General features: G+C 58.1%; 22 protein-coding genes. 11 read left to right on the forward strand and 11 right to left on the reverse strand.

Annotated features, from left to right (window positions below):
- Positions 1 to 136: 136 nt before the first annotated feature.
- The 4 genes from rhaS (E0L20_RS20780) to rhaB all read right to left on the reverse strand — a co-directional run bounded on the left by rhaS (E0L20_RS20780) (position 137) and on the right by rhaB (position 4,882).
- A complete protein-coding gene (rhaS, locus tag E0L20_RS20780) occupies positions 137 to 1,123 on the reverse strand; it encodes a rhamnose ABC transporter substrate-binding protein (protein WP_108417954.1) in 987 nt (328 codons plus the stop codon).
- 82 nt (positions 1,124 to 1,205) lie between these two features.
- Positions 1,206 to 2,036 (reverse strand): rhamnulose-1-phosphate aldolase, encoded by an 831-nt coding sequence (gene rhaD / locus E0L20_RS20785; protein ID WP_131635659.1) that lies wholly within the window; start codon positions 2,034 to 2,036, stop codon positions 1,206 to 1,208.
- A gap of 120 nt (positions 2,037 to 2,156) precedes the next feature.
- Entirely contained in the window at positions 2,157 to 3,416 is a 1,260-nt protein-coding gene (gene rhaA / locus E0L20_RS20790; RefSeq protein WP_131635608.1) for an L-rhamnose isomerase, read from the reverse strand.
- Positions 3,413 to 4,882 carry a rhamnulokinase gene (gene rhaB / locus E0L20_RS20795; protein WP_131635609.1) on the reverse strand — a complete coding sequence of 490 codons (1,470 nt, stop codon included), beginning with the start codon at positions 4,880 to 4,882 and terminating at the stop codon, positions 3,413 to 3,415. The genes rhaA and rhaB overlap by 4 nt, the downstream gene beginning before the upstream one ends.
- Positions 4,883 to 5,183: 301 nt before the next feature.
- On the opposite strand from rhaB, the gene rhaS (E0L20_RS20800) reads away from it, so the two are divergent.
- Both rhaS (E0L20_RS20800) and rhaR read left to right on the forward strand, forming a co-directional pair.
- Positions 5,184 to 6,020: an HTH-type transcriptional activator RhaS gene (gene rhaS / locus E0L20_RS20800; protein WP_131635610.1), complete on the forward strand. Its 837-nt coding sequence runs from the start codon at positions 5,184 to 5,186 to the stop codon at positions 6,018 to 6,020.
- A 73-nt stretch (positions 6,021 to 6,093) separates the two neighbouring features.
- A complete protein-coding gene (gene rhaR, locus E0L20_RS20805; RefSeq protein ID WP_131635611.1) occupies positions 6,094 to 6,942 on the forward strand; it encodes an HTH-type transcriptional activator RhaR in 849 nt (282 codons plus the stop codon).
- Here the strand turns inward: rhaR and rhaT are convergent, their stop codons facing one another.
- Positions 6,943 to 7,977 carry an L-rhamnose/proton symporter RhaT gene (gene rhaT / locus E0L20_RS20810; protein ID WP_131635612.1) on the reverse strand — a complete coding sequence of 345 codons (1,035 nt, stop codon included), beginning with the start codon at positions 7,975 to 7,977 and terminating at the stop codon, positions 6,943 to 6,945.
- 288 nt (positions 7,978 to 8,265) lie between these two features.
- On the opposite strand from rhaT, the gene sodA reads away from it, so the two are divergent.
- A complete protein-coding gene (gene sodA / locus E0L20_RS20815; RefSeq protein ID WP_010436906.1) occupies positions 8,266 to 8,886 on the forward strand; it encodes a superoxide dismutase [Mn] in 621 nt (206 codons plus the stop codon).
- A gap of 76 nt (positions 8,887 to 8,962) precedes the next feature.
- Positions 8,963 to 9,637 (forward strand): 6-hydroxyaminopurine reductase, encoded by a 675-nt coding sequence (gene yiiM, locus E0L20_RS20820; RefSeq protein WP_131635613.1) that lies wholly within the window; start codon positions 8,963 to 8,965, stop codon positions 9,635 to 9,637.
- Positions 9,638 to 9,735: 98 nt separating this feature from the next.
- Here yiiM and cpxA read toward each other — a convergent pair whose 3' ends face one another.
- Both cpxA and cpxR read right to left on the reverse strand, forming a co-directional pair.
- Positions 9,736 to 11,109: an envelope stress sensor histidine kinase CpxA gene (cpxA, locus tag E0L20_RS20825; protein WP_131635614.1), complete on the reverse strand. Its 1,374-nt coding sequence runs from the start codon at positions 11,107 to 11,109 to the stop codon at positions 9,736 to 9,738.
- Positions 11,106 to 11,804: an envelope stress response regulator transcription factor CpxR gene (gene cpxR / locus E0L20_RS20830; protein ID WP_003862004.1), complete on the reverse strand. Its 699-nt coding sequence runs from the start codon at positions 11,802 to 11,804 to the stop codon at positions 11,106 to 11,108. The genes cpxA and cpxR overlap by 4 nt, the downstream gene beginning before the upstream one ends.
- Before the next feature lie 150 nt (positions 11,805 to 11,954).
- On the opposite strand from cpxR, the gene cpxP reads away from it, so the two are divergent.
- From cpxP to E0L20_RS20860, 6 genes are all read left to right on the forward strand, one after another.
- Entirely contained in the window at positions 11,955 to 12,461 is a 507-nt protein-coding gene (cpxP, locus tag E0L20_RS20835; RefSeq protein ID WP_131635615.1) for a cell-envelope stress modulator CpxP, read from the forward strand.
- Positions 12,462 to 12,614: 153 nt separating this feature from the next.
- Complete coding sequence (gene fieF, locus E0L20_RS20840) at positions 12,615 to 13,508, forward strand: CDF family cation-efflux transporter FieF (protein WP_131635616.1); 894 nt, start codon at positions 12,615 to 12,617, stop codon at positions 13,506 to 13,508.
- Positions 13,509 to 13,682: 174 nt separating this feature from the next.
- Complete coding sequence (gene pfkA / locus E0L20_RS20845) at positions 13,683 to 14,645, forward strand: 6-phosphofructokinase (protein WP_131635617.1); 963 nt, start codon at positions 13,683 to 13,685, stop codon at positions 14,643 to 14,645.
- Between the two features lie 236 nt (positions 14,646 to 14,881).
- Positions 14,882 to 15,871 carry a sulfate ABC transporter substrate-binding protein gene (locus E0L20_RS20850; protein WP_131635618.1) on the forward strand — a complete coding sequence of 330 codons (990 nt, stop codon included), beginning with the start codon at positions 14,882 to 14,884 and terminating at the stop codon, positions 15,869 to 15,871.
- A gap of 111 nt (positions 15,872 to 15,982) precedes the next feature.
- Positions 15,983 to 16,726 carry a CDP-diacylglycerol diphosphatase gene (locus tag E0L20_RS20855; RefSeq protein ID WP_131635619.1) on the forward strand — a complete coding sequence of 248 codons (744 nt, stop codon included), beginning with the start codon at positions 15,983 to 15,985 and terminating at the stop codon, positions 16,724 to 16,726.
- Positions 16,727 to 16,799: 73 nt separating this feature from the next.
- A complete protein-coding gene (locus E0L20_RS20860; RefSeq protein WP_131635620.1) occupies positions 16,800 to 18,104 on the forward strand; it encodes an SLC13 family permease in 1,305 nt (434 codons plus the stop codon).
- Between the two features lie 82 nt (positions 18,105 to 18,186).
- Here E0L20_RS20860 and tpiA read toward each other — a convergent pair whose 3' ends face one another.
- Positions 18,187 to 18,954: a triose-phosphate isomerase gene (tpiA, locus tag E0L20_RS20865; RefSeq protein ID WP_119938128.1), complete on the reverse strand. Its 768-nt coding sequence runs from the start codon at positions 18,952 to 18,954 to the stop codon at positions 18,187 to 18,189.
- A 111-nt stretch (positions 18,955 to 19,065) separates the two neighbouring features.
- On the reverse strand, positions 19,066 to 19,623 hold the full coding sequence (locus E0L20_RS20870) for a DUF1454 family protein (protein WP_370967441.1): 558 nt from the start codon (positions 19,621 to 19,623) through the stop codon (positions 19,066 to 19,068).
- A gap of 151 nt (positions 19,624 to 19,774) precedes the next feature.
- Here E0L20_RS20870 and E0L20_RS20875 point away from each other — a divergent pair, with 151 nt between their 5' ends.
- Positions 19,775 to 20,194: a DUF805 domain-containing protein gene (locus tag E0L20_RS20875; RefSeq protein ID WP_131635622.1), complete on the forward strand. Its 420-nt coding sequence runs from the start codon at positions 19,775 to 19,777 to the stop codon at positions 20,192 to 20,194.
- Here the strand turns inward: E0L20_RS20875 and fpr are convergent, their stop codons facing one another.
- Positions 20,195 to 20,941, reverse strand: a complete 747-nt coding sequence (gene fpr / locus E0L20_RS20880; protein WP_131635623.1) for a ferredoxin--NADP(+) reductase — start codon at positions 20,939 to 20,941, stop codon at positions 20,195 to 20,197.
- A gap of 96 nt (positions 20,942 to 21,037) precedes the next feature.
- Complete coding sequence (gene glpX, locus E0L20_RS20885) at positions 21,038 to 22,048, reverse strand: class II fructose-bisphosphatase (protein WP_131635624.1); 1,011 nt, start codon at positions 22,046 to 22,048, stop codon at positions 21,038 to 21,040.
- Positions 22,049 to 22,150 lie beyond the last annotated feature (102 nt).

The raw sequence follows: 22,150 nt of genomic DNA on the forward strand, positions 1-22,150 counted from the left end.
CCCTCACCCTAACCCTCTCCCCAAAGGGGAGAGGGAATTGATCGAGCCCCTCGCACCTATTGGAGGATGGCGCCGATCGAGCCCCTCGCCCCTCTGGGGAGAGGGGTTGGGGTGAGGGGTAAGGGTTCGGTATTTATCAGAAAATCTTCGAGAACTTATCAATATTGCTGGCATCGTAGACGAACGGCTCGGCCATTGCGCCGTTGCCGTCGGCATCCAGCTTCACTTTGCCCAGCTTGCCCATGCTGGCCTCGCCCTTCGTGGCGGTGCCTTTCACCAGGTCATCCGCCAGGTAGGTTGCCGCATAGCCCAGGTCAATCGGGTTCCAGATGGCAAAGCTTTTGCTCGCGCCGGACTTCACCGCGCCCGCCATCTCGGACGGCAGGCCCAGCCCCGTCACGTACACTTTGCCGATCTTGCCCTGGTCTTTCACCGCCTGCGCCGCAGCGACAATGCCGACGGACGACGGTGAAACGATCACTTTCAGATCAGGATAGGTTTTCAGCAGGCCGACCGCCTCGCGGTAGCTTTTATCAGAGAGATCGTCCCCGTAGGCCACGGTCACCAGATTGACGGACGGGTACTTCGGCAGCACCTTTTTCATCTCCGCAATCCAGGTATTCTGGTTAGTGGAGGTTGGGGTCGCGCTCAGCACGGCCACGTCGCCTTTCTCGACGTTCAGCGCCTTCAGCGCGTCGGCGGCGAGCTTAACGTTGGTTTCGCCAATCAGGGCGTTATTGGACGGGTTCAGATGAATTTGACGTCCGGCTTTCGCCACCCCGGAATCCCACGACACCACCTTAATGCCGCGCTGCATCGCTTTTTTCAGCACCGGCACAACGGCGTCCGGATCGTTCGCGGAAATCGCGATCGCATCCACGCCCTGGGCGATCAGCCCGTTCAGCACCTCGATCTGCGCTTCCGCCGTGGTGGTGGTCGGGCCGGTATAAATCACTTTTACATCGCCTAACTCTTTGGCCGCCTCCTGCGCGCCGACGTTCGCTGCTTCGAAGAATCCATTCCCCAAGGACTTCGCCACCAGGGCGATTTTCACTTCTGCTAAAGCGGAACCGGACAACGCCAGAGCGGCAACGGTGAGGATCAAGCTTGTCTTTATTTTCATTGCTTTTACTCCACTGACTTGAGTTAGTTGTAGGGATTGCAGGTGGTTTTCGCCCCGTCTCGGTGAGCGGGGCGCGATGTTGTTATGGGTAAAGATCTAACGCGGACTGCATCGGGGTGACGCCAAAGCGTTTGCCCAGGGCGATCAGCTCTTCCCGGGTGATGGTCTGCTTCATGCCGCCCATGGAATAGACCTTCACCAGCACCTCCGCGGATTTCTCGGCGGTGTCGATCAGGCCAAAGGTTTCATCCAGCGTCGGGCCGCTGCCGAAGACGCCGTGGAACGGCCACAGCACCAGAGAATGCTTTTGCATATCCACGGCGGTTGCCTGGCCGATTTCGTCGGTACCCGGCACCATCCACGGCAGAATGCCGACGCCGTCCGGGAACACCACCAGACACTCGGTGCTGCCTTCCCACAGTTTGCGAGTGAAGAAATCAGAATTATTTTCCAGCACGTAGGTCAGGGCGATCAGGTTGGTGGCGTGGCAGTGCATGATCACGCGGTCTTTGCCGTTGGTGGCCTTGATGCGCTCGCAGTGGGAGAGGAAGTGCGCCGGCAGCTCAGAGGTTGGCACCGCTTCGTCCGTCAGGCCCCACAGAATGTGGTAGCCCGCGCCGTCGCTGTCCACCTTCACCACGCCGAGGTTGGCCTGCGGGTCGAGCTGGACGTTGCGGAAGAACTTGCCGGAACCGGTGACGATAAACGGCGTGTTGGCGAGCAGCGGCATCGGCTGGCTCAGCGCGATATAGCGCGGCTTCTGGTGGAAGTCGGCCGCGAACGGCTCGATATCCGCGTCGTCCAGGCGCAGCGTCAGGTTGCCGCCGTTGCGCTCGTCCCAGCCCTTCAGCCAGGCGTCGGAGGTGGCTTTGATCATGCCCTGGACGAACCAGGAGGTGGTGATGGTCTGCATAGTTTTCATTTCCAGTTATCGCGGTGAGAGTTTCCCCTCACCCTAACCCTCTCCCCAAAGGGGCGAGGGGATGGTTTGCTCCCTCTCCCCTTTGGGGAGAGGGCAGGGGTGAGGGGGCAGTTACCCGCGCTGACTCAACACGTCTTTCTCATACGCCCGCACGTTATCCAGCCACTGGCTGCCCGCAGGCGCGTCGTTACGCTGGCAGTACATCTCCCACACCGCCTGCCACGGCAGGGATTTCTGCTCTTCCAGCAGCGCCAGACGCGCGGTGTAGTCGCCGTTTGCTTCCAGCTTTTTCAGTTCGGCAGTCGGCTCCAGCAGGGCGCGCAGCAGGGCCTTCTTCATGTTGCGGGTGCCGATAACCCACGCCGCGATGCGGTTGATGGAGGCATCGAAGAAGTCGAGGCCGATGTGCACGCGGTCAAAGAGGTCGTGGCGGATGATTTCGCTGGCAATCGCCTGGGTTTCGTCATCCAGCAGCACCACGTGGTCGCTATCCCAGCGCACCGGGCGGCTGACGTGCAGCAGCAGGCGCGGCACGTAGAGCATGGCGGCGGAGATTTTGTCGGAGATCACCTCGGTTGGGTGGAAGTGGCCGGCATCCAGGCACAGCGCGGTCTGGCGGCTGGTGGCGTACCCCATATAGAACTCGTTTGAACCGACGGTGTAGCTCTCGGCGCCGATGCCGAACAGCTTGCACTCCACGGCGTCGATGTGGTGCGCCGGGTCCAGTTTTTCGCTGATGGCCTCATCCAGCGCGGCCAGCAGGCGCTGGCGCGGGGCCAGACGGTCAACGGTGATGTCCTTCATGCCGTCCGGGATCCAGATGTTCATCACCGACGGCGTGCCGAGCTGCTCGCCGAAATACGCAGAAACGCGGCGGCTGGCCTTCACGTGGTCGATCCAGAACTGACGGATTTCATCGTCCGCGTGGGCGAGGGTAAACCCGTCGGCGCTCAGCGGGTGCGAGAAGCAGGATGGGTTAAAGTCCAGGCCCAGCTTATTGGCTTTCGCCCACTCAACCCAGTTCGTAAAGTGTTCCGGTTTGATCTCGTTACGCGCCACCGGCTCGTCGGATTCGAGATAAATCGCGTGCAGGTTCAGACGCTTTGGCCCCGGGATCAGGCTCAGGGCCAGCTCCAGATCGGCGCGCAGTTCGGTCGCGTTACGCGCTTTGCCCGGGTAGTTACCCGTGGCCTGAATACCACCCGTCAGGGAACCGCCCGGATTCTCGAAACCGGCGACGTCATCGCCCTGCCAGCAGTGCATGGAGACGGGCAGACGGTCGAGCTGGCGCAGGGCCTCTTCGACATCCACGCCGACGGCGGCGAAACGCTGTTTAGCCAGGTCCCAGGCTTGTTCAAGTTGAGTGGTCATGCGCAAAGCTCCTTAGTCAGTCGGTTTTGCTGAAACTGCGCCCGGTAGCGGGCAATTTCATGGCAGGAATTGGGGGTGTAGGCGGTCAGTCGGGTGTTCGCGGTGACCACCGAGCGGAAGTCGTCAACGTTAGACAGTTCGTCCAGGGTCATCAGCTGAATGCCGATATTGCCGAGCGTGGAGGCCTCCACGGGGCCCGCGACCACGGTGATGCCGCACGCATCCGCGCAGAGCTGGTTCAGCAGCCGGTTCTGGCAGCCGCCGCCCACGATGTGCAGCTGGCTGAACGGCTTGCCGCGCAGATCGGCCAGCTCGCTGAGGATGTCGGCATACAGCAGGGCGAGGCTGTCAAAAATGCAGCGCGCCAGCTCTGCCGGGCTGGACGGCACCGGCTGCCCGGCCTCGACGCAGGCGGCCTGGATTTCAGCGCTCATGTGCGCCGGGTTGATAAAGCGGTCGTCGTTCGGGTTGATCAGGAAGGTGCAGGCCTTCAGCTTTTCGGTTTCCGCGATAAGCGCGGTCAGGTCGGTGATGTTCTGCTCTTTCAGCACCCGCTGGAGCAGCCACAGGCCCATAATGTTCTTCAGCACGCGGTAGCGCCCTTCCGCGCCACCTTCGTTAGTGATGTTCGCCGCCATCGCGGCATCGCTGGTGTACGGGGTCTTGCTCTCGAAGCCCATCAGCGACCAGGTGCCGGAAGAAAGATACGCCGCGTCTTTGCCGGCGAGCGGCGACGCGATAACCGCGCTGGCGGTGTCGTGGCTTGCGACGGCAACGACGGGGATGTCGTTCCCCTGCGGGCAAATCCACTGACCGATCACATTTCCGGGATGCGTTGGCGTGCCGAACCAGGACGGCGATGCGCCCGTCCACGCCAGCAGGTTTTCGTCCCAGCTATCGGTGTTGATGTTCACCAGCTGCGTCGTGGTGGCGTTGGTGTATTCCCAGTTCATATTGCCGGTCAGGCGGTAGCTCAGGTAATCCGGGATTAGCAGCGCGTGGGCCACGTTCGCGACCAGCTCCGGCTGCTGCTCGACCAGGGCGCGCAGCTGGTACAGCGTGTTAAACGGCAGGAACTGAATGCCGCTGCGCCCGTAGATGTTGTCTTTGCCAAGCTGGGCGATGGCGTGCGCCATCAGGCCGTCGGTGCGGCTGTCGCGGTAGGAGACGGGCAGGCCGACGCGCTCGCCGTCACCGTCCAGCAGCACGTAGTCCACGCCCCAGGTATCAATGCCGATGCTGTCGATGCGAATGCCGGCATCGCAGACGTTGTTCAGTCCGGTGCGGATCTCCGCTTCCAGGGCATCGATATCCCAGGTCTCAAAACCGTCCTGCTTTTGCAGGCAGTTGGCGAAACGGTGCATTTCGCGAAGCGAAAGTGTGCGCTGGTCGCAGTCCCAGGTGGCGAGCATTACGCGGCCGCTGGATGCGCCTAAATCGACTGCCACACAATGGCGAAAAGTCATGGTCGGGTCCTTTCTTAAGTCATTAGCGGTGAGTGTAAGAAAGGGAAGAAAAAGGCACCTTCTCGCCACTGACAGGGCAAATCCCGCGCTGGCAAGAAAGCAAAGATGAACGTGAGGGAGTTCACAGTTTCCAGTAATGGCGGGGTTTTCAGGCAGTGTGACGCTTACCGCATTTCCCGATCTTTCCGCCTGTTTCTTGAAAAACGGACAGCTTTTGCGAAGTTTGCTGCCGAAAATTTAAGGTGAGCGCGGCAGGCCCCCATTACTATTTTGAGAACATTTCTCATTGGTGGGGGCCGTTATGACCGTACTGCACAGCGTGGATTTTTTTCCTTCGGGAGGGTCGCCCGTCGCGATTGAGCCGCGGCTCCCTCAGGCCGCGTTCCCGGAACATCATCATGATTTTCATGAGATTGTGATTGTTGAGCACGGCACGGGCATTCACGTCTTTAACGGCCAGCCGTATACCATCAGCGGCGGCACGGTGTGCTTCGTGCGCGACCACGACAGGCACCTGTATGAACATACCGACAACCTGTGCCTGACCAACGTGCTCTATCGTTCCCCGGACGCGTTCCAGTTCCTTTCCGGGCTGAATCAGCTGCTGCCGCAGGAGAAGGACGGGCACTACCCGTCGCACTGGCGGGTGAATCAGTCCACGTTGCAGCAGGTGCGACAGCTGGTGAGCCAGATGGAGCAGAGCGAGGACGGGCAGGAGACGCACGCCATCGCTACCCGCGAGCTGCTGTTCATGCAGCTACTGGTGCTGCTGCGCCGCAGCAGCCTGGTGGAAGGGCTGGAAAATAACGACGCGCGGCTGAACCAGCTGATGGCCTGGCTGGAAGATCATTTCGCCGAGGACGTCTGCTGGGAAACGCTGGCGGAGGACTTTTCGCTGTCGCTGCGCACCCTGCATCGCCAGCTCAAGCAGCACACCGGGCTGACGCCCCAGCGCTACCTTAACCGTCTGCGGTTGATCAAAGCGCGTCATCTTTTACGCCATACGGACGAAAGCGTTACGGATATCGCCTATCGCTGCGGGTTCGGCGACAGTAACCACTTTTCGACGCTTTTTCGCCGCGAGTTTAGCTGGTCGCCGCGCGATATACGCCAGGGCAAGGATGCGTCACTTCAGTAACGCGAGGGCAGTCACCGTTTTTTAACCGCAAAAAGGCTAATAATGTCCGGTTATTCGCCGTAGAGGTCGTGGTGTGGCTGCTCAGTTAATACTTCGCAAAGATGATTTTTTTGCCTCCGCCGGTCAGGCCGTGGCGGTGGCCGATCGCTACCCGCAAAACGTCTTTGCCGAGCACACCCACGAGTTTTGCGAGCTGGTGCTGGTGTGGCGCGGCAACGGCCTGCACGTCCTCAACGACCGGCCCTACCGCATCACGCGTGGGGATCTTTTCTACATTCGCGCCGAAGATAAGCACTCCTACGCCTCGGTTAACGACCTGGTGCTGCAAAACGTCATCTACTGCCCCGACAGGCTCAGGCTTAACGTCGACTGGGCGGCGAACATCCCCGGTTTTCTTGACGCTAAGGGTTCCCCGCACTGGCGGTTAAGCAGCAGCGGTATGACGCAGGTGCGGCAGGTTATCTCCCAGCTGGAGCAGGAGAGCCAGAAGAGCGACCCGGTCGCTAACCAGATGGCGGAGCTGCTTTTTGCCCAGCTGGTGATGACGCTGAAGCGCCATCGTTATGCCACGGACAACCCCTCAGCCACCACGCAGGAAGCCCTGCTGGATAAGCTCATCACCACGCTTGCGGGCAGCCTGAACAGAAGCTTCGTGCTGGAGAAATTCTGCGAGCAGGAGCAGTGCAGCGAGCGCGCGCTGCGCCAGCAGTTCCGCACCCAGACGGGGATGACGGTCAACCACTACCTGCGCCAGCTGCGCATCTGCCACGCCCAGTATCTGCTGCAGCATACGGAGCTGATGGTGAGCGAAGTGGCGATGCGCTGCGGCTTTGAGGACAGCAACTACTTTTCGGTGGTGTTTAACCGCGAGGTGGGGATGACGCCGGTTCAGTGGCGTCATCGCAGTCGAAAGGCGGCGTAATCAGTTCGCCATGCCGAGGCCAACGATATTAGCGGCAATGATAATCACCACGCAGCCCAGGCTCAGGACGCCCACCGGACGACGCCCGGCGTTGTTCCACTCCTTCAGCACCAGCCCAACCAGCCCGCCGCACAGCACGTAGAAGCTCATGTGCAGCATCCAGCTCATGTAGTCATACTGCGCCGGAATGCTGGCGTGGCCCCAGGCGTAGAAGAAGAACTGCAGGTACCACATCAGGCCGCCGAGCGCGGAAAGCAGCACGTTGGTGATGATGAGTGGTTTTGCCAGCGAGAAGTCGGCTTTTACCGACAGGTTCTTCACTTTTGCCAGACGAATGAAGCAGAAGCCGAGGTTCACCAGCGCGCCGCCGCCCATAATCACCACGTAGCTTGGCAGGGCAACGTACAGCGGGTCGACGCCCAGCGCGGCAGCGGCTTCGTGCATCGGTTTGGCGGCGTTCATGGCGAACGACATGCCCGCCGAGAAGATGCCGCACATCACCGCCAGCAGCAGGCCTTTCTTCAGGTTGAAGTCTTCCGCACGAATGCCCATCTTGCGCTCTTTCAGCTGGCCCGCGCGGGTGACGATACCCACGCCGATCACCGCGACCAGCACGCCCAGCAGCGTCATCCGTCCGCCCTGCGTGTTAATCAGCACGTCGAAGTGGCCGTTGAGGATCGGCGTCATCAGGGTGCCGACGATAAGCGTAATGCCAATCGCGATGCCGATGCCCATCGACATGCCGAGATAGCGCATGGTGAGGCCGTAGTTGATGTTGCCGATGCCCCACATCGCGCCGAACAGAAACACCGGCAGCAGGGTAGAGGCGCTGAAGGAGGAGAAGTAGCCCCAGAAATCCGGGAGCAGCATGGCGCTAATGGTCCACGGCAAAATCAGCCAGGAGACGGTACCGCCTACGGACCACATGGTTTCCCACGACCAGCCTTTTACCTTTTTAAACGGGGCATAGAAACAGGCTGCACTGGCCGCGCCTATCAAATGCCAGAAAATACCCATCGTAATCGCATGATTCATTTTTACATCCTCATCGTTTTTATAGTCGGTGGCTTCCCGCCGACTTGATGAGTGTAAAAATTAGGCGGTTTGGGAACCTTCAGAAGGTTGCCGCACTTTTGTTCTGGATGGCAATCAGCACGTTAACCGCGTGAGCAGACTCACAATTCCGCTATTAATCGAAAAATGAATAACCTTATAAAAACTACGGCATTGATAATCATTTTCAATATCATTTAATTAACTATAATGAACCAACTGCTTACGCGGCATTAACAGCTGTGCCGCCCGACAATAATGGAGAGGATTATGAGTTATACACTGCCATCCCTGCCGTATGCCTATGACGCACTGGAACCGCATTTCGACAAGCAGACGATGGAAATCCATCACACTAAACACCACCAGACCTACGTGAACAACGCGAACGCCGCGCTGGAAAGCCTGCCAGAGTTCGCGAACCTGTCTGCTGAAGAGCTGATCACCAAGCTGGACCAGCTGCCTGCGGACAAGAAAACCGTGCTGCGTAACAATGCGGGCGGTCACGCTAACCACAGCCTGTTCTGGAAAGGCCTGAAAACCGGTACCACCCTGCAGGGCGACCTGAAAGCGGCTATCGAGCGCGACTTCGGTTCTGTTGACAACTTCAAAGCGGAATTCGAAAAAGCCGCTGCAACCCGTTTCGGCTCTGGCTGGGCGTGGCTGGTTCTGAAAGGCGACAAGCTGGCGGTTGTTTCTACCGCGAACCAGGACTCCCCGCTGATGGGTGAAGCAATCTCTGGCGCATCCGGCTTCCCAATCGTGGGCCTGGACGTGTGGGAACACGCTTACTACCTGAAATTCCAGAACCGTCGCCCGGACTACATCAAAGCCTTCTGGGACGTGGTGAACTGGGACGAAGCAGCAGCGCGTTTCGCCGCTAAAAAATAAGGTTGCATTGACGCCTGTGAGAAGCGAGTCTGATGACTCGCTTTTTTTATACCCACAATCTGCGTAAGGAGCCGCGATGAACTATCCCGTTAATGTATTCACCGGAAAAATAAGGGATTACGATGGCAGTCGCCCGAGCGCTATTGCCAAACTGCAGGTTGACGGCGAACTCACCCTCACCGAGCTGGGGCTGGCGGGGGATGAGCAGGCGGAGAAGAAAATCCACGGCGGGCCCGAGCGCGCGCTGTGCCACTATCCGCGCGAGCACTACCAGCACTGGAAAACCGAATTCCCCGAACAGGCGGATCTGTTTGTCGCGCCCGCGTTTGGCGAGAACCTCTCGACCGAAGGACTGACCGAGAAAAACGTCTTTATCGGTGATATTTACCGCTGGGGTGATGCCCTGATTCAGGTGACGCAGCCGCGCTCGCCGTGCTTTAAGCTCAACTACCATTTTGGCATCAGCGATATGTCCGAGCAGCTGCAAATTGCGGGTAAGACCGGCTGGCTGTACCGCGTGGTGCTGGCTGGGCAGGTTTCTGCGGACGCGCCGCTTGAGCTGGCGTCGCGCCTGAGCGATGTGTCTGTTTATGACGCCTGCGCCATTGCCTGGCATATGCCTTTTGACGACGAGCAGTATCACCGCATGCTGTCGGCGGCGGGGTTATCAACCAGCTGGACCAGAACGATGCAGAAGCGACGCGTAAGCGGCAAGATTGAGGATAATTCGCGGAGATTGTGGGGTAAATAAGGCGACGCTTTACCCCTCACCCTAACCCTCTCCCCAAAGGGGAGAGGGGACTTGAACACCCTCGCCCCTTTGGGGAGAGGGCCGGGGTGAGGGGAAAACTACGAACGCTTATACAACGGTAGCCACAGCGTTAACCGCAGCCCGCCCAGCGGGCTGTCGTCGGCTTTCACCCAGCCGCGGTGCTGCTGCATGGCGGTTTCAACAATCGCCAGCCCCAGCCCCGAGCCGCCAGATTCGCGGTCGCGCGCTTCGTCGGTACGGTAAAACGGACGGAAAATCTGCTCGCGGTCTTCCGGGCTGACGCCAGGACCGTCGTCATCGACAATAACGGTGATCCCGTCTTTATCCACCGAGAACGCCACCTCAATCTTCGTGTGCGAGTAGCGCAGGGCGTTACGCACGATGTTCTCCAGCGCGCTTTCCAGCGTGTTGGGGTTACCGTACAGCGGCCACGGGCCCGGTGGGAAGTTGACGGTAAAGGATTTACCCATTTGCTCCGCTTCGAACGCCGCGTTGTCCAGCACCTCGTGCCACAGGTGATTGGCTTTCACCGTTTCGCTCACCAGCGCGTTTTTCTGCTGGTTACGCGACATCACCAGCAGATCGTTAATCATGCTGTCCAGGCGGTGGGCTTCTGTCTCAATACGCTCCAGCTCTTTGCTCTCACCGCTGCGGCGGCGCAGCAGGGCGGTGCCGAGCTGTAAGCGCGTGAGCGGGGTACGCAGCTCGTGCGAGATATCCGACAGCAGGCGCTGCTGGGCGGTCATCATGCGATCAAGCGCCGTTACCATCTGGTTAAAGCTGGTGCCGGCAGCAAGGAACTCCTGCGGGCCGGCTTCCAGTTCGGGATGCTGCCGCAGGTTGCCCTGCGCCACTTCATCCGCGGCGTTTTTCAACTTACGCGCCGGTTTTGCCAGGCTCCATGCCAGCCATAGCAGCAGCGGTGAACTGACCAGCATCGTAACGATCAGGAGCAGGAGCGGGCGGTCAAACAGCAGGTTGATAAAGTCGGACTGGGAATTGCTCGCCGGGCGGATCAGGTAGAGCTGGTAGTTATCTTCCCCATCCCTGACGGAGAAAGGGCCCACCATCTCAACGCGACCGTATTTTTTCTTCTGTGGGTGATCGGCGTTATCCGCCTGGCCAATGAAGTTACGGATAATCTGCATTTCATTGCGATCGGCCCCAATGACGCGGCCTTCGCTGGTGACCAGCAGCAGGCGTTGTCCGGGCGGTGCCCACTTATCGATGGCGCGAAACAGCCTGCGCCACCACATCAAATCGTTTGGCGGATCGTTTGCCAGCTCGGCTTCGACGTGCTGCTCGATCATCACGCCCTGACGTTGCTCGCTGTCGAGAAGCTCCGTCATCTGGCGTGAGTCGAGTTTTGGCAGCATCAACACGAGCATTAAAACCAGCGCCAGCGTCAGCCAGAAGATGGCAAAAATGCGGGCGGTTAAGCTTCCTATCATGAAGCGGAAACCATCAGATAGCCGCGTCCACGCAGGGTTTTAAACCATGGGTGACCGTCTTTACGCTCCGGCAGCTTGCGGCGCAGGTTAGAGATGTGCATGTCGATAGCGCGGTCAAACGGCGTGAGGCGTTTGCCCAGCACTTCCTGGCTCAAGTGTTCACGCGAGACTACCTGGCCGAGATGCTGCGCCAGCAGATACAGCAGGGTGAACTCGGTGCCGGTCAGTTCCAGGGTTTCACCGTCGAAGCTCGCTTCCTGACGGCCCGGGTTGAGGCTCAGAGAATCCACTTCCAGCGTCGGTGAGCTGTTGTCGGTATTCTGCTGCTGCTCGCTCCAGTGGGAACGACGCAGGATCGCGCGAATACGGGCCACCAGTTCACGGTCGTTGAACGGTTTAGGTAAGTAGTCATCCGCGCCCAGCTCAAGGCCGAGTACGCGGTCAAGTTCGCTGCCGCGCGCGGTCAGCATGATAACGGGGGTCTGGTGCGTCTGGCGAAGCTCTTTCAACGTATCAATACCGTTTTTCTTCGGCATCATCACGTCGAGCAAAAGTAAATCGATGCTGTCGTCAAGGAGACTCAGCGCCTGTTCGCCATCGTGGGCAACCAGGACGTTGAAACCTTCCATGTCGAGCAACTCCTTTAAAAGGGATGTGAGCTCTCGGTCATCATCAACTAACAGGATTTTATTCATTGTTTAAATACCTCCGAGGCAGAAATTACGACATCAAGGCTATCTAATCCATGACTTTACGTTGTTTTACACCCCCTGACGCATGTTTGCAGCCTGAATCGTAGACTGTCTCTCGTTGAATCGCGACACGAAAGATTTTGGGAGCAAGTGATGCGCAAAGTTACCGCTGCCGTCATGGCCTCAACGCTGGCGTTCAGTGCGTGTAGCCAGGCTGCTGTAGCTATCATCGGCAATAACGGTTCCTCGCAAGAGGGCGCACCGCAGAATAGCAGCCAAAGCCATATGTTTGACGGCATAAGTTTAACCGAACATCAGCGTCAACAGATGCGAGATCTGATGCAGAGGGCAAGACACGACCAGCCCCCTGTTAATGTTAGCGAAATGGAGACAATGCATCGCCTTGTCACCGCAGAAAATTTTGACGAAAGCGCTGTACGCGCTCAGGCAGAAAAAATGGCAGAGGAACAGGTTGCCCGCCAGGTAGAAATGGCGAAGGTCCGCAACCAGATGTTCCACCTGCTAACGCCCGAGCAGCAGGCGGTTTTGAACGACAAACATCAGCAACGAATGGACCAGTTGCGTGAGGTTGCACGGATGCAGCGAAGCTCAGAAACGACGCTTTTCAGTAGCAATAGCAGTACCCGTAGTAACCAGTAAACCCTGTTTTCCTTGCCATAGACACCATCCCTGTCTTCCCCCACATGATGTGGGGGTTTTTTTTGCCCTTCATTCAATATTGTTAACCGTTTATTCATCCTTTGACTCCTCAACCATCCGTTATACTAGCGGCAGGGCATGACAGGAGTGTTTATGAATCAATCCTATGGACGGCTGGTTAGCCGGGCCGCAATCGCCGCGACGGTAATGGCGTCGTGTTTGCTGATCATTAAAATTTTTGCGTGGTGGTACACCGGCTCGGTCAGTATTCTGGCGGCGCTGGTGGACTCGCTGGTGGATATTGCCGCCTCGCTGACCAACCTGCTGGTGGTGCGCTATTCCCTGCAACCGGCGGATGACGAACATACCTTTGGCCATGGAAAGGCGGAATCGCTGGCCGCACTGGCGCAAAGCATGTTTATTTCTGGCTCCGCGCTGTTTCTCTTTTTGACCGGCATCCAGCATTTAGCATCGCCGTCACCGATGAACGATCCCGGTGTAGGCGTGGCGGTTACGGTAGTTGCACTTATAAGCACACTTGTTCTTGTAACGTTCCAGCGCTGGGTGGTTCGCAAAACGCAAAGCCAGGCGGTACGGGCAGATATGCTTCATTATCAGTCTGATGTTATGATGAATGGGGCAATTCTTATTGCGCTCGGTCTGGCCTGGTATGGCTGGCATCGGGCGGATGCGTTGTTTGCGTTAGGAATAGGGGTCTATATCTTATATAGCGCCCTGCGGATGGGTTACGACGCGGTGCAGTCGCTTCTCGATCGCGCGCTTCCCGATGCAGAACGCAATGAAATTTTTGCTATCGTGACTCACTGGCCCGGCGTCAGCGGCGCTCACGATCTTCGTACGCGGCAGTCAGGGCCGACCCGCTTTATTCAGATTCACATAGAAATGGAAGACAACCTGCCGCTGGTACAGGCTCACGTCATCGCTGAGCAGGTCGAGCAGGCGATTTTGCAGCGTTTCCCGGGTTCAGACGTCATTATTCACCAGGATCCCTGCTCGGTGGTGCCCGGTCATGTTGAGCTTTCGTAATTCGTTGTAAAAAAGTGAGCAAGGCCAGCATTTTGTGGATAAATTACCGCCATATGGCCTGACCTGAATCAATTCAGCTGGAAGTGATTGATATACTATTTGCAGTATTCGACGGTTGAAGAGTTTCTTCCGGCAGCAGATTTCAATTTTGCATTCCTAAGTTCAGAGGTAGTCATGATTAAGAAAATCGGTGTGTTGACAAGCGGCGGTGATGCGCCGGGCATGAACGCGGCAATTCGTGGTGTTGTCCGTGCAGCGCTGACGGAAGGTCTGGAAGTGTTTGGCGTTTATGACGGTTACCTGGGCCTGTACGAAGACCGCATGGTTCAACTGGACCGCTACAGCGTGTCCGACATGATCAACCGTGGCGGTACCTTCCTGGGGTCTGCGCGCTTCCCGGAATTCCGTGATGAACACGTTCGTGAAGTGGCTATCGAAAACATGAAGAAACGCGGCCTGGACGCCCTGGTGGTTATCGGCGGTGACGGCTCCTACATGGGTGCAAAACGTCTGACCGAGATGGGCTTCCCGTGCATCGGCCTGCCGGGCACGATCGACAACGACATCAAAGGGACTGACTACACCATCGGCTTCTTTACCGCACTGGGTACCGTTGTTGAAGCGATTGACCGTCTGCGCGACACCTCTTCTTCCCACCAGCGTATCTCCATCGTAGAAGTGATGGGCCGCTACTGTGGCGACCTGACCCTGGCCGCGGCCATTGCGGGCGGCTGCGAGTTCATCGTGGTGCCGGAAGTGGAATTTAGCCGTGAAGACCTGGTGAATGAAATCAAAGCCGGTATCGCGAAAGGTAAAAAACACGCTATCGTCGCCATCACCGAGCACATCTGCGACGTTGACGAGCTGGCGAAGTACATCGAAACCGAAACCAAACGCGAAACCCGCGCGACCGTACTGGGCCACATCCAGCGCGGCGGTTCCCCGGGTCCCTACGACCGTATCCTGGCGTCCCGTATGGGCGCGTACGCGATCGACCTGCTGCTGCAGGGCCATGGCGGCCGCTGCGTGGGTATTCAGAACGAAAAACTGGTTCACCATGACATCATCGACGCTATCGAAAACATGAAGCGTCCGTTCAAGGGTGACTGGCTGGACTGCGCGAAAAAACTGTACTGATCGGCGTTTGTTTTGTGCCGGGTGGCGGCAAGGTAAATGCAAAACGGTAACCCTTGGGTTACCGTTTTTTATGGTTGCACCCTCTCCCGTGGGAGAGGGTTGGGGTGAGGGCATCAGGCCGCTTATCCACTCCTTTTATTCCACTACGTTATAGCCAATCTTTTTTTATTCTTTAATCATTGATTACCTTTCTGGCACGCTGCATTCATCAAAACACTACATAAGAGAGCTGGGCGATGAATAAATGGGGCGTGGGTTTAACATTATTGCTGGCATCGACCAGCGTTCTGGCTAAGGACATCCAGTTGCTGAACGTGTCGTACGACCCGACGCGTGAGCTGTACGATCAGTACAACAAAGCCTTTGCGGCGCACTACAAGCAGGAAACCGGCGATAACGTGGTGATCCGCCAGTCTCACGGCGGCTCGGGCAAGCAGGCAACGTCCGTGATTAACGGTATCGAAGCCGACGTGGTGACCCTTGCGCTGGCCTACGACGTGGACGCCATTGCGGAACGCGGCCGTATCGATAAAAACTGGATTAAGCGCCTGCCGGACAACTCTGCGCCATACACCTCGACCATCGTCTTCCTGGTGCGTAAAGGCAACCCGAAACAGATTAAAGACTGGAACGACCTGATCAAACCGGGCGTTTCGGTGATCACCCCGAACCCGAAAAGCTCCGGCGGCGCGCGCTGGAACTACCTGGCGGCGTGGGGCTACGCCCTGCATCATAACAACGGTGACCAGGCGAAAGCCCAGGAGTTCGTCAAGTCCCTGTTTAAAAACGTCGAAGTGCTGGATTCCGGCGCGCGCGGCGCAACCAACACCTTCGTCGAGCGCGGCATCGGCGACGTGCTGATTGCGTGGGAAAACGAAGCCCTGCTGGCGACCAACGAGCTGGGTAAAGACAAGTTTGAGATCGTCACCCCGAGCGAATCTATCCTCGCCGAGCCGACCGTTTCCGTGGTCGACAAAGTGGTTGAGAAGAAAGACACCAAGGCGGTGGCGGAAGCCTACCTGAAGTATCTCTACTCCCCGGAAGGGCAGGAAATCGCGGCGAAGAACTTCTACCGACCGCGCGATCCGGCGGTAGCGAAGAAATATGACGGTGAATTCCCGAAACTGAAGCTCTTCACCATTGATGATGAGTTCGGCGGCTGGACGAAAGCGCAGAAAGATCACTTCTCTAACGGCGGCACCTTCGACCAGATCAGCAAGCGCTAAGCGTTTCTTACAGAACGACACGGTGACCCGGCGTGAGAAATCCGCCGGGTTTTTTATTTGGTCATCATTTTGCGTTACTCTTTCGCCTCTATCGAAAACAGGGAACGCGTTGTGAAAAAAATTATCATATTGGTTCTGATTGTCATCGCCCTCGCCGCCGGCGGCGTGTACTGGATGAAAGCGGGTAATCCGAATGCGTTGCGTCATATCGTTCTCGACCAGTGCGTGCCGAATCAGATCCAACACCGTAATCCCGCGCCGTGTGCGCAGGTGAAGACGGATGCCGGCTACGTGGTATTCAAAGACCGCAACGGGCCGCTGCAGTATTTGCTGATGCCCACGTACCGCATCAACGGCACCGAAAGCCCGCTCCTGACCGAACCCGCTACGCCAAACTTCTTCTGGCTGGCCTGGCAGTCGCGCAACTTTATGAGCATGAAGCGCGGGGCAGAGGTGCCTGATAGCGCCATTTCGTTAACCATTAATTCGCCAACCGGACGCACGCAAAACCATTTCCATATTCATATCTCCTGCCTGCGCCCGGACGTGCGCGAGAAGCTCAATGCCGCACAGGGGCAAATCAGCACCCAGTGGCTGCCGTTCCCCGGCGGGCTGGAAGGGCATGAATACCTTGCCCGTCGCGTGACGGAGAACGAGCTGGTGCAGCGCAGCCCGTTTATGATGCTTGCCGAGGAGCTGCCGGAAGCGCGTGACCATATGGGGCGCTTCGCGCTGGCAATGGCGCAGCAGTCGGACGGATCGTTTGTTCTGCTGGCGACCGAGCGTAATCTGCTGACGCTCAACCGCGCATCGGCTGAGGAACTGCAGGATCATCAATGCGATATCCTGAATTGACCCCACCATAAATAGCGTTTACTCATCCTGCCTGTCGCCGTAGACTTGCTGATAAATTCTACAGGAGACAGGTATGTCGCTCTGGTTAACGCATCCTCTGCTGCTTCCCTCTCTGATCGTCGGCGTCACCATCGTGCTGTGGGCGACGTCGCTGCTGCCGGAATTTCTCACCGCGCTGCTGTTCTTCACGGCGGCAATGACCGCCAGAATCGCCCCGCCGGAGGTGATTTTTGGCGGTTTTGCCTCGTCGGCCTTCTGGCTGGTGTTCAGCGGCTTTGTGCTCGGCGTGGCGATCCGCAAAACCGGGCTGGCCGACAGGGCCGCGCGGGCACTATCCGCGAAGCTCACCGACTCCTGGTTATTAATGGTCTCCAGCGTGGTGCTGCTGAGCTACGCCCTGGCGTTTGTGATGCCGTCGAACATGGGCCGCATTGCGCTTCTGATGCCGATTGTCGCGGCGATGGCAAAGCGCGCCAGCATTCCCGACGGCTCGCGCGCCTGGTTTGGCCTGGCGCTGGCCGTCGGGTTCGGCACCTTCCAGCTCTCGGCCACCATCCTGCCCGCTAACGTCCCGAATCTGGTCATGAGCGGCGCGGCGGAAGGCTCGTACGGTATTCACCTGAACTATGCGCCGTATCTGCTGCTGCACACGCCGGTGCTGGGTATCCTCAAAGGCATGATCCTGATAGGCCTGATCTGCTGGCTATTTCCCGGCAGCCCGAAACCGGCGAAGGATGTGGCACCGTCTGGACCGATGGGAAGGGATGAAAAACGCCTCGCCTGGCTGCTGGCGGTGGTGCTGGTGATGTGGGTGACGGAGAGCTGGCACGGTGTGGGACCGGCCTGGACGGGGCTGGCGGCGTCGGTCGTTGTGCTGCTGCCGCGCGTTGGCTTTATCACCGGAGAAGAGTTCTCGACGGGCGTGAATATGCGCACCTGTATTTACGTCGCCGGTATTCTGGGGCTAGCGATTACCGTAACGCAAACCGGGATCGGTACGGCGGTGGGTGAGGCGCTGCTGCAGGTCGTGCCGCTGGATGCGGAGAGGCCGTTCACCAGCTTCCTGGCGCTGACGGGGATCACCACGGCGCTCAATTTCATCATGACCGCGAACGGCGTTCCTGCACTCTATACCACGCTGGCGCAGAGCTTTTCGGACGCCACCGGTTTCCCGCTGCTTTCGGTGATCATGATTCAGGTGCTGGGTTATTCCACGCCTCTGCTGCCGTATCAGGCGTCGCCGATTGTGGTAGCGATGGGCTTAGGAAAGGTGCCTGCAAGGGCGGGGATGGTACTTTGTCTCTGGCTGGCCATTGCAACGTATCTTGTGCTACTGCCGCTGGATTATCTGTGGTTTAACCTACTGGGACAACTGTAAAAAAAGCCCGGTGGCGCTGACGCTTACCGGGCCTACAGAACCGTAGGGCGGGTTAGCGAAGCGCCACCCGCCACAGAGGCAATTACGCCTGCTTAGCCGCTTCTGCTGCTTTAACGATCACCGCGAAAGCGTCAGCTTTCAGGGATGCACCGCCAACCAGCGCGCCGTCGATGTCCGGCTGGGTGAACAGCTCAGCAGCGTTCGCTGCGTTTACGGAACCGCCGTACTGGATGATCACTTGCTCAGCCACTTTCGCGTCGGCTTTAGCAATGTGGTCACGGATGAATTTGTGAACCGCCTGAGCCTGTGCAGGGGTTGCAGATTTGCCGGTACCGATCGCCCAGACTGGCTCGTAAGCAATCACTGCGCCTTCGAACGCTGCTGCGCCCTGGGTTTTCAGCACGGCGTCGATCTGACGTGCGCACACTTCTTCGGTTTTGCCCGCTTCGTTTTCTGCTTCGGTTTCACCGATGCACAGAACCGGAGTCAGACCCTGCTCTTTCAGCACGGCGAATTTCTTCGCGATGAACTCGTCGGATTCTTTGTGGTAGGTACGACGCTCAGAGTGGCCGATGATGATGTATTTCGCGCCGATATCTTTCAGCATTTCAGCGGAGGTTTCACCGGTGAACGCGCCAGACAGGTTAACGTCAACGTTCTGCGCGCCCAGCACGATGTGGCTGCCGTCAGCGGCACGTTTAGCCAGATCCAGGTACATATCAGGCGGAGCAATAGAAACCGCACAGCCCGTCACGCCAGCCAGCTCTTTGCGCAGGTTCGCAACCAGTTCGTTTACCATGTGGCGGCTGCCGTTCAGTTTCCAGTTACCCATCACTAAAGGATGTCGCATTTCAATTCTCCACGCTAAATAAGCGAATTAAGGAATATGGCCACCCTCACGGGCAGCATGGTCTGTGAATCAGTATAGAGATTTTCCCTCGAAAGGCTTTGCTTTTTGTCATTAATTCGCCCCTCCGAGTGCGTCTGATAGTGCCAGCTTAATCGGTTCAACAGCGAAGGTCAGTCCTTTTTCGCCGTTATCTGCCACAACATAGCGAATAGCGCCCTCTGTCTCGGCGTAGTAGCGCTTGTTTTTCCCGGCGGTCAGCAATTTTTGCAGCTTTTGCTGGCTTTGGGCTTTGGTGAGCGCGGGCGTGAAGGCGCGTAAAACGGCGCTCATGTATTCCTGCGCCTTCGCTTTAGCGGCTTTCTGCTCCGGCCCCTGAATAGGGAGCCAGGTGAGCTGCATGCTTTTGATTTTTAGCGTGCCGCGCTCCAGCGCCGTCGACGCGTATAAATTCTCGTTTATCTTACTGGCTGCGCGGGTCAGCGTCGGCGTATCGCGTGCGCTATCAATGGCGCGAAATTCATCCAGTGGCAGCGTCGGGTTGTCTTTATTAAAGGCTTCACGGAACTGGCTGATGGAGAGATCGAACGACGGGGCGCCCGCCAGCAGATACGGCGCGGTAGCCGGGGCGGTGGTTTCGGCGGCGTGCAGGGAAACGCTGGTGCTGAGCATCGCTAAACAGAGGAAAAGAGAGTGTGCCGAAAATTTCATCAATGTTGTCCCTGGCCGTAACTGCTCATGATTAAAACGATATCTGCTCGGCTTGTCAAAAGGTCACAACTCCAGGGTAAAATGCGGGCTAAACGATAATAAGGAACCTTACATGACCATACAGCAGTGGCTGTTTTCATTCAAAGGGCGTATCGGACGCCGTGATTTCTGGGTCTGGATGGTGACGTGGATCGTCGCCATGCTGCTTCTGTTTTTTGTGGCCTACAACGCGTGGTTGAGCACGCAAACGGCGGCCTTCGCGCTGGTCTGCCTGCTGTGGCCAACCGCCGCAGTGGTGGTAAAACGCCTGCACGATCGCGGACGCTCCGGCGCGTGGGCATTTTTGATTATTCTGGCGTGGATGCTGGTGGCGGGAAACTGGTCGATGCTGCCGTCCATCCTGCCGTGGGTCGTTGGCCTGCTGCTGCCAACGATCATCTTCGTGATGATGGTTATCGATCTGGGCGCGTTTATCGGCACCCAGAGCGAAAATAAATACGGTAAAGACACCCTTGAGGTGAAGTACCGCTGATCACCAGTAGTGTTCAGCCGTCATATGGCCCGGTCGGCGGCGAAGATGCTTCGTCATCTGCCGGGTATCCTTAAGCAGCTGCTGCGTATCGCGCACCATCTGCGGGTTGCCGCACAGCATCACGTGGCTGGTCTCGGTGTTCATCGGCAGACCCACCGCCGCTTCCAGAGCCCCGCTTTCAATCAGCGCCGGTACGCGCCCCGTCAGTGAACCCGCCGCCGTTTCGCGGCTGACCACGGTCTGAATTTTCAGCTTCCCGCCGTACTGCTGCTCAAGCTCCTGCATTTGCGGAAGATAGCTTAGATCTGCGGCGTAGCGCGCGGCGTGAACCAGCACGATGTTTTTGAATCGCTCAAGGTCTTTGCCGTACTGCAGAATAGAGAGATAAGGGCCGATGGCCGTACCGGTCGCCAGCATCCAGAGGGTATCGCAGTCCGGGATTTCGTCCAGCACGAAGAAACCTGCCGCTTCGCTCACAATCTGCACATCGTCGCCCGGCTTTAGCGCCGCGAGGCGCGGGCTGAGCTTGCCGTCCGGGACGGTGACAAGATAGAACTCGAGATCCGGGTTATCCGGCGCGTTGACGTATGAGTAAGCGCGCTGCACGCGTTCGCCGTCGACGTCCAGCCCCAGCTTCGCGAACTGTCCGGCTGTGAACGGGTGGACGGGAGCATGTAGGGTGAGACTAAATAGCGCATCGGTCCAGAACTGTACCTTTGTGACTTTACCTGTTACCCAGTCCGCCATGATCTTCTCCTGTGCTTTTTCTCTGTTCTATCTTCCGTATTTGTGGTGACGATTTCCAGCCCGCTCGGGCCGGAAAGCTCAATCGATCAAACGGTTTTACAGAATGTGCGTCTGCACGTCCGGGTCTTTGCGATCGAGATAGTGGATAGACTGGATGCGGCGAATGGTGCGTGATTTACCGCGGATCAGCAGCGTTTCGGTGGTCGCCATGTTGCCCTTGCGGGTGATGCCGTCCAGCAGATCGCCTTTGGTGATGCCCGTCGCGGAGAACACTACGTTATCGCTGCGGGCCATGTCGGTTAGTGCGAGGACTTTATTAGCCTCGATCCCCATCGCCGCACAGCGTGCCAGCTCGTTTTCACCGATGCGGCGGTTCTCTTCGCTGTCGCCTTTAACGTCGTGACGCGCCAGCAGGCGCGCCTGCATGTCGCCGTCCAGGGCGCGGATCACCGCCGCGGAGACCACGCCTTCCGGCGCGCCGCCGATACCGTAAAGCACGTCCACCTCGCTGTCCGGCATACAGGTCAGAATCGAGGCGGCAACGTCACCGTCGGGGATAGCAAACACGCGCACGCCGAGCTTTTGCATCTGCGCGATGGTGGCGTCGTGGCGCGGTTTCGCCAGAATGGTGACGGTCAGCTCGCTGAGCGGTTTGCCCAGCGCGTTGGCGATGTTGTTGAGGTTCTCTTCCAGCGGCAGGCTGAGGTCGATTGCGCCTTTCGCGCCAGGGCCGACAATCAGCTTTTCCATGTACATATCCGGCGCGTTGAGGAAGCAGCCTTTATCGCCCACGGCAAGCACCGCTAAGGCATTGGCCTGGCCCATCGCCGTCATGCGCGTGCCTTCGATCGGGTCAACCGCGATATCCACGGCATCGCCTTTGCCGGTACCGACTTTTTCACCGATATAGAGCATCGGCGCTTCGTCGATCTCGCCTTCGCCGATCACGATAGTGCCGTCGATATTGACCTGGTTAAGCACAATGCGCATGGCATGGACGGCTGCACCGTCGGCGGTATTTTTGTCGCCACGACCCAGCCATTTATAGCCTGCGAGGGCGGCAGCTTCGGTGACGCGGGAAAACTCGATAGCAAGTTCACGTTTCATGAGGTACTCGTGCAATCAAAAGGAATTGCACGAAGTTTATCACAGAGTGGGTAGGGGGGGGCGGTCTGAGCCCCTCACCCCGGCCCTCTCCCCAAAGGGGAG

Origin of the sequence: Enterobacter wuhouensis (assembly GCF_004331265.1) — a bacterium.
In the GTDB taxonomy this organism is placed as follows: Bacteria; Pseudomonadota; Gammaproteobacteria; order Enterobacterales; family Enterobacteriaceae; genus Enterobacter; species Enterobacter wuhouensis.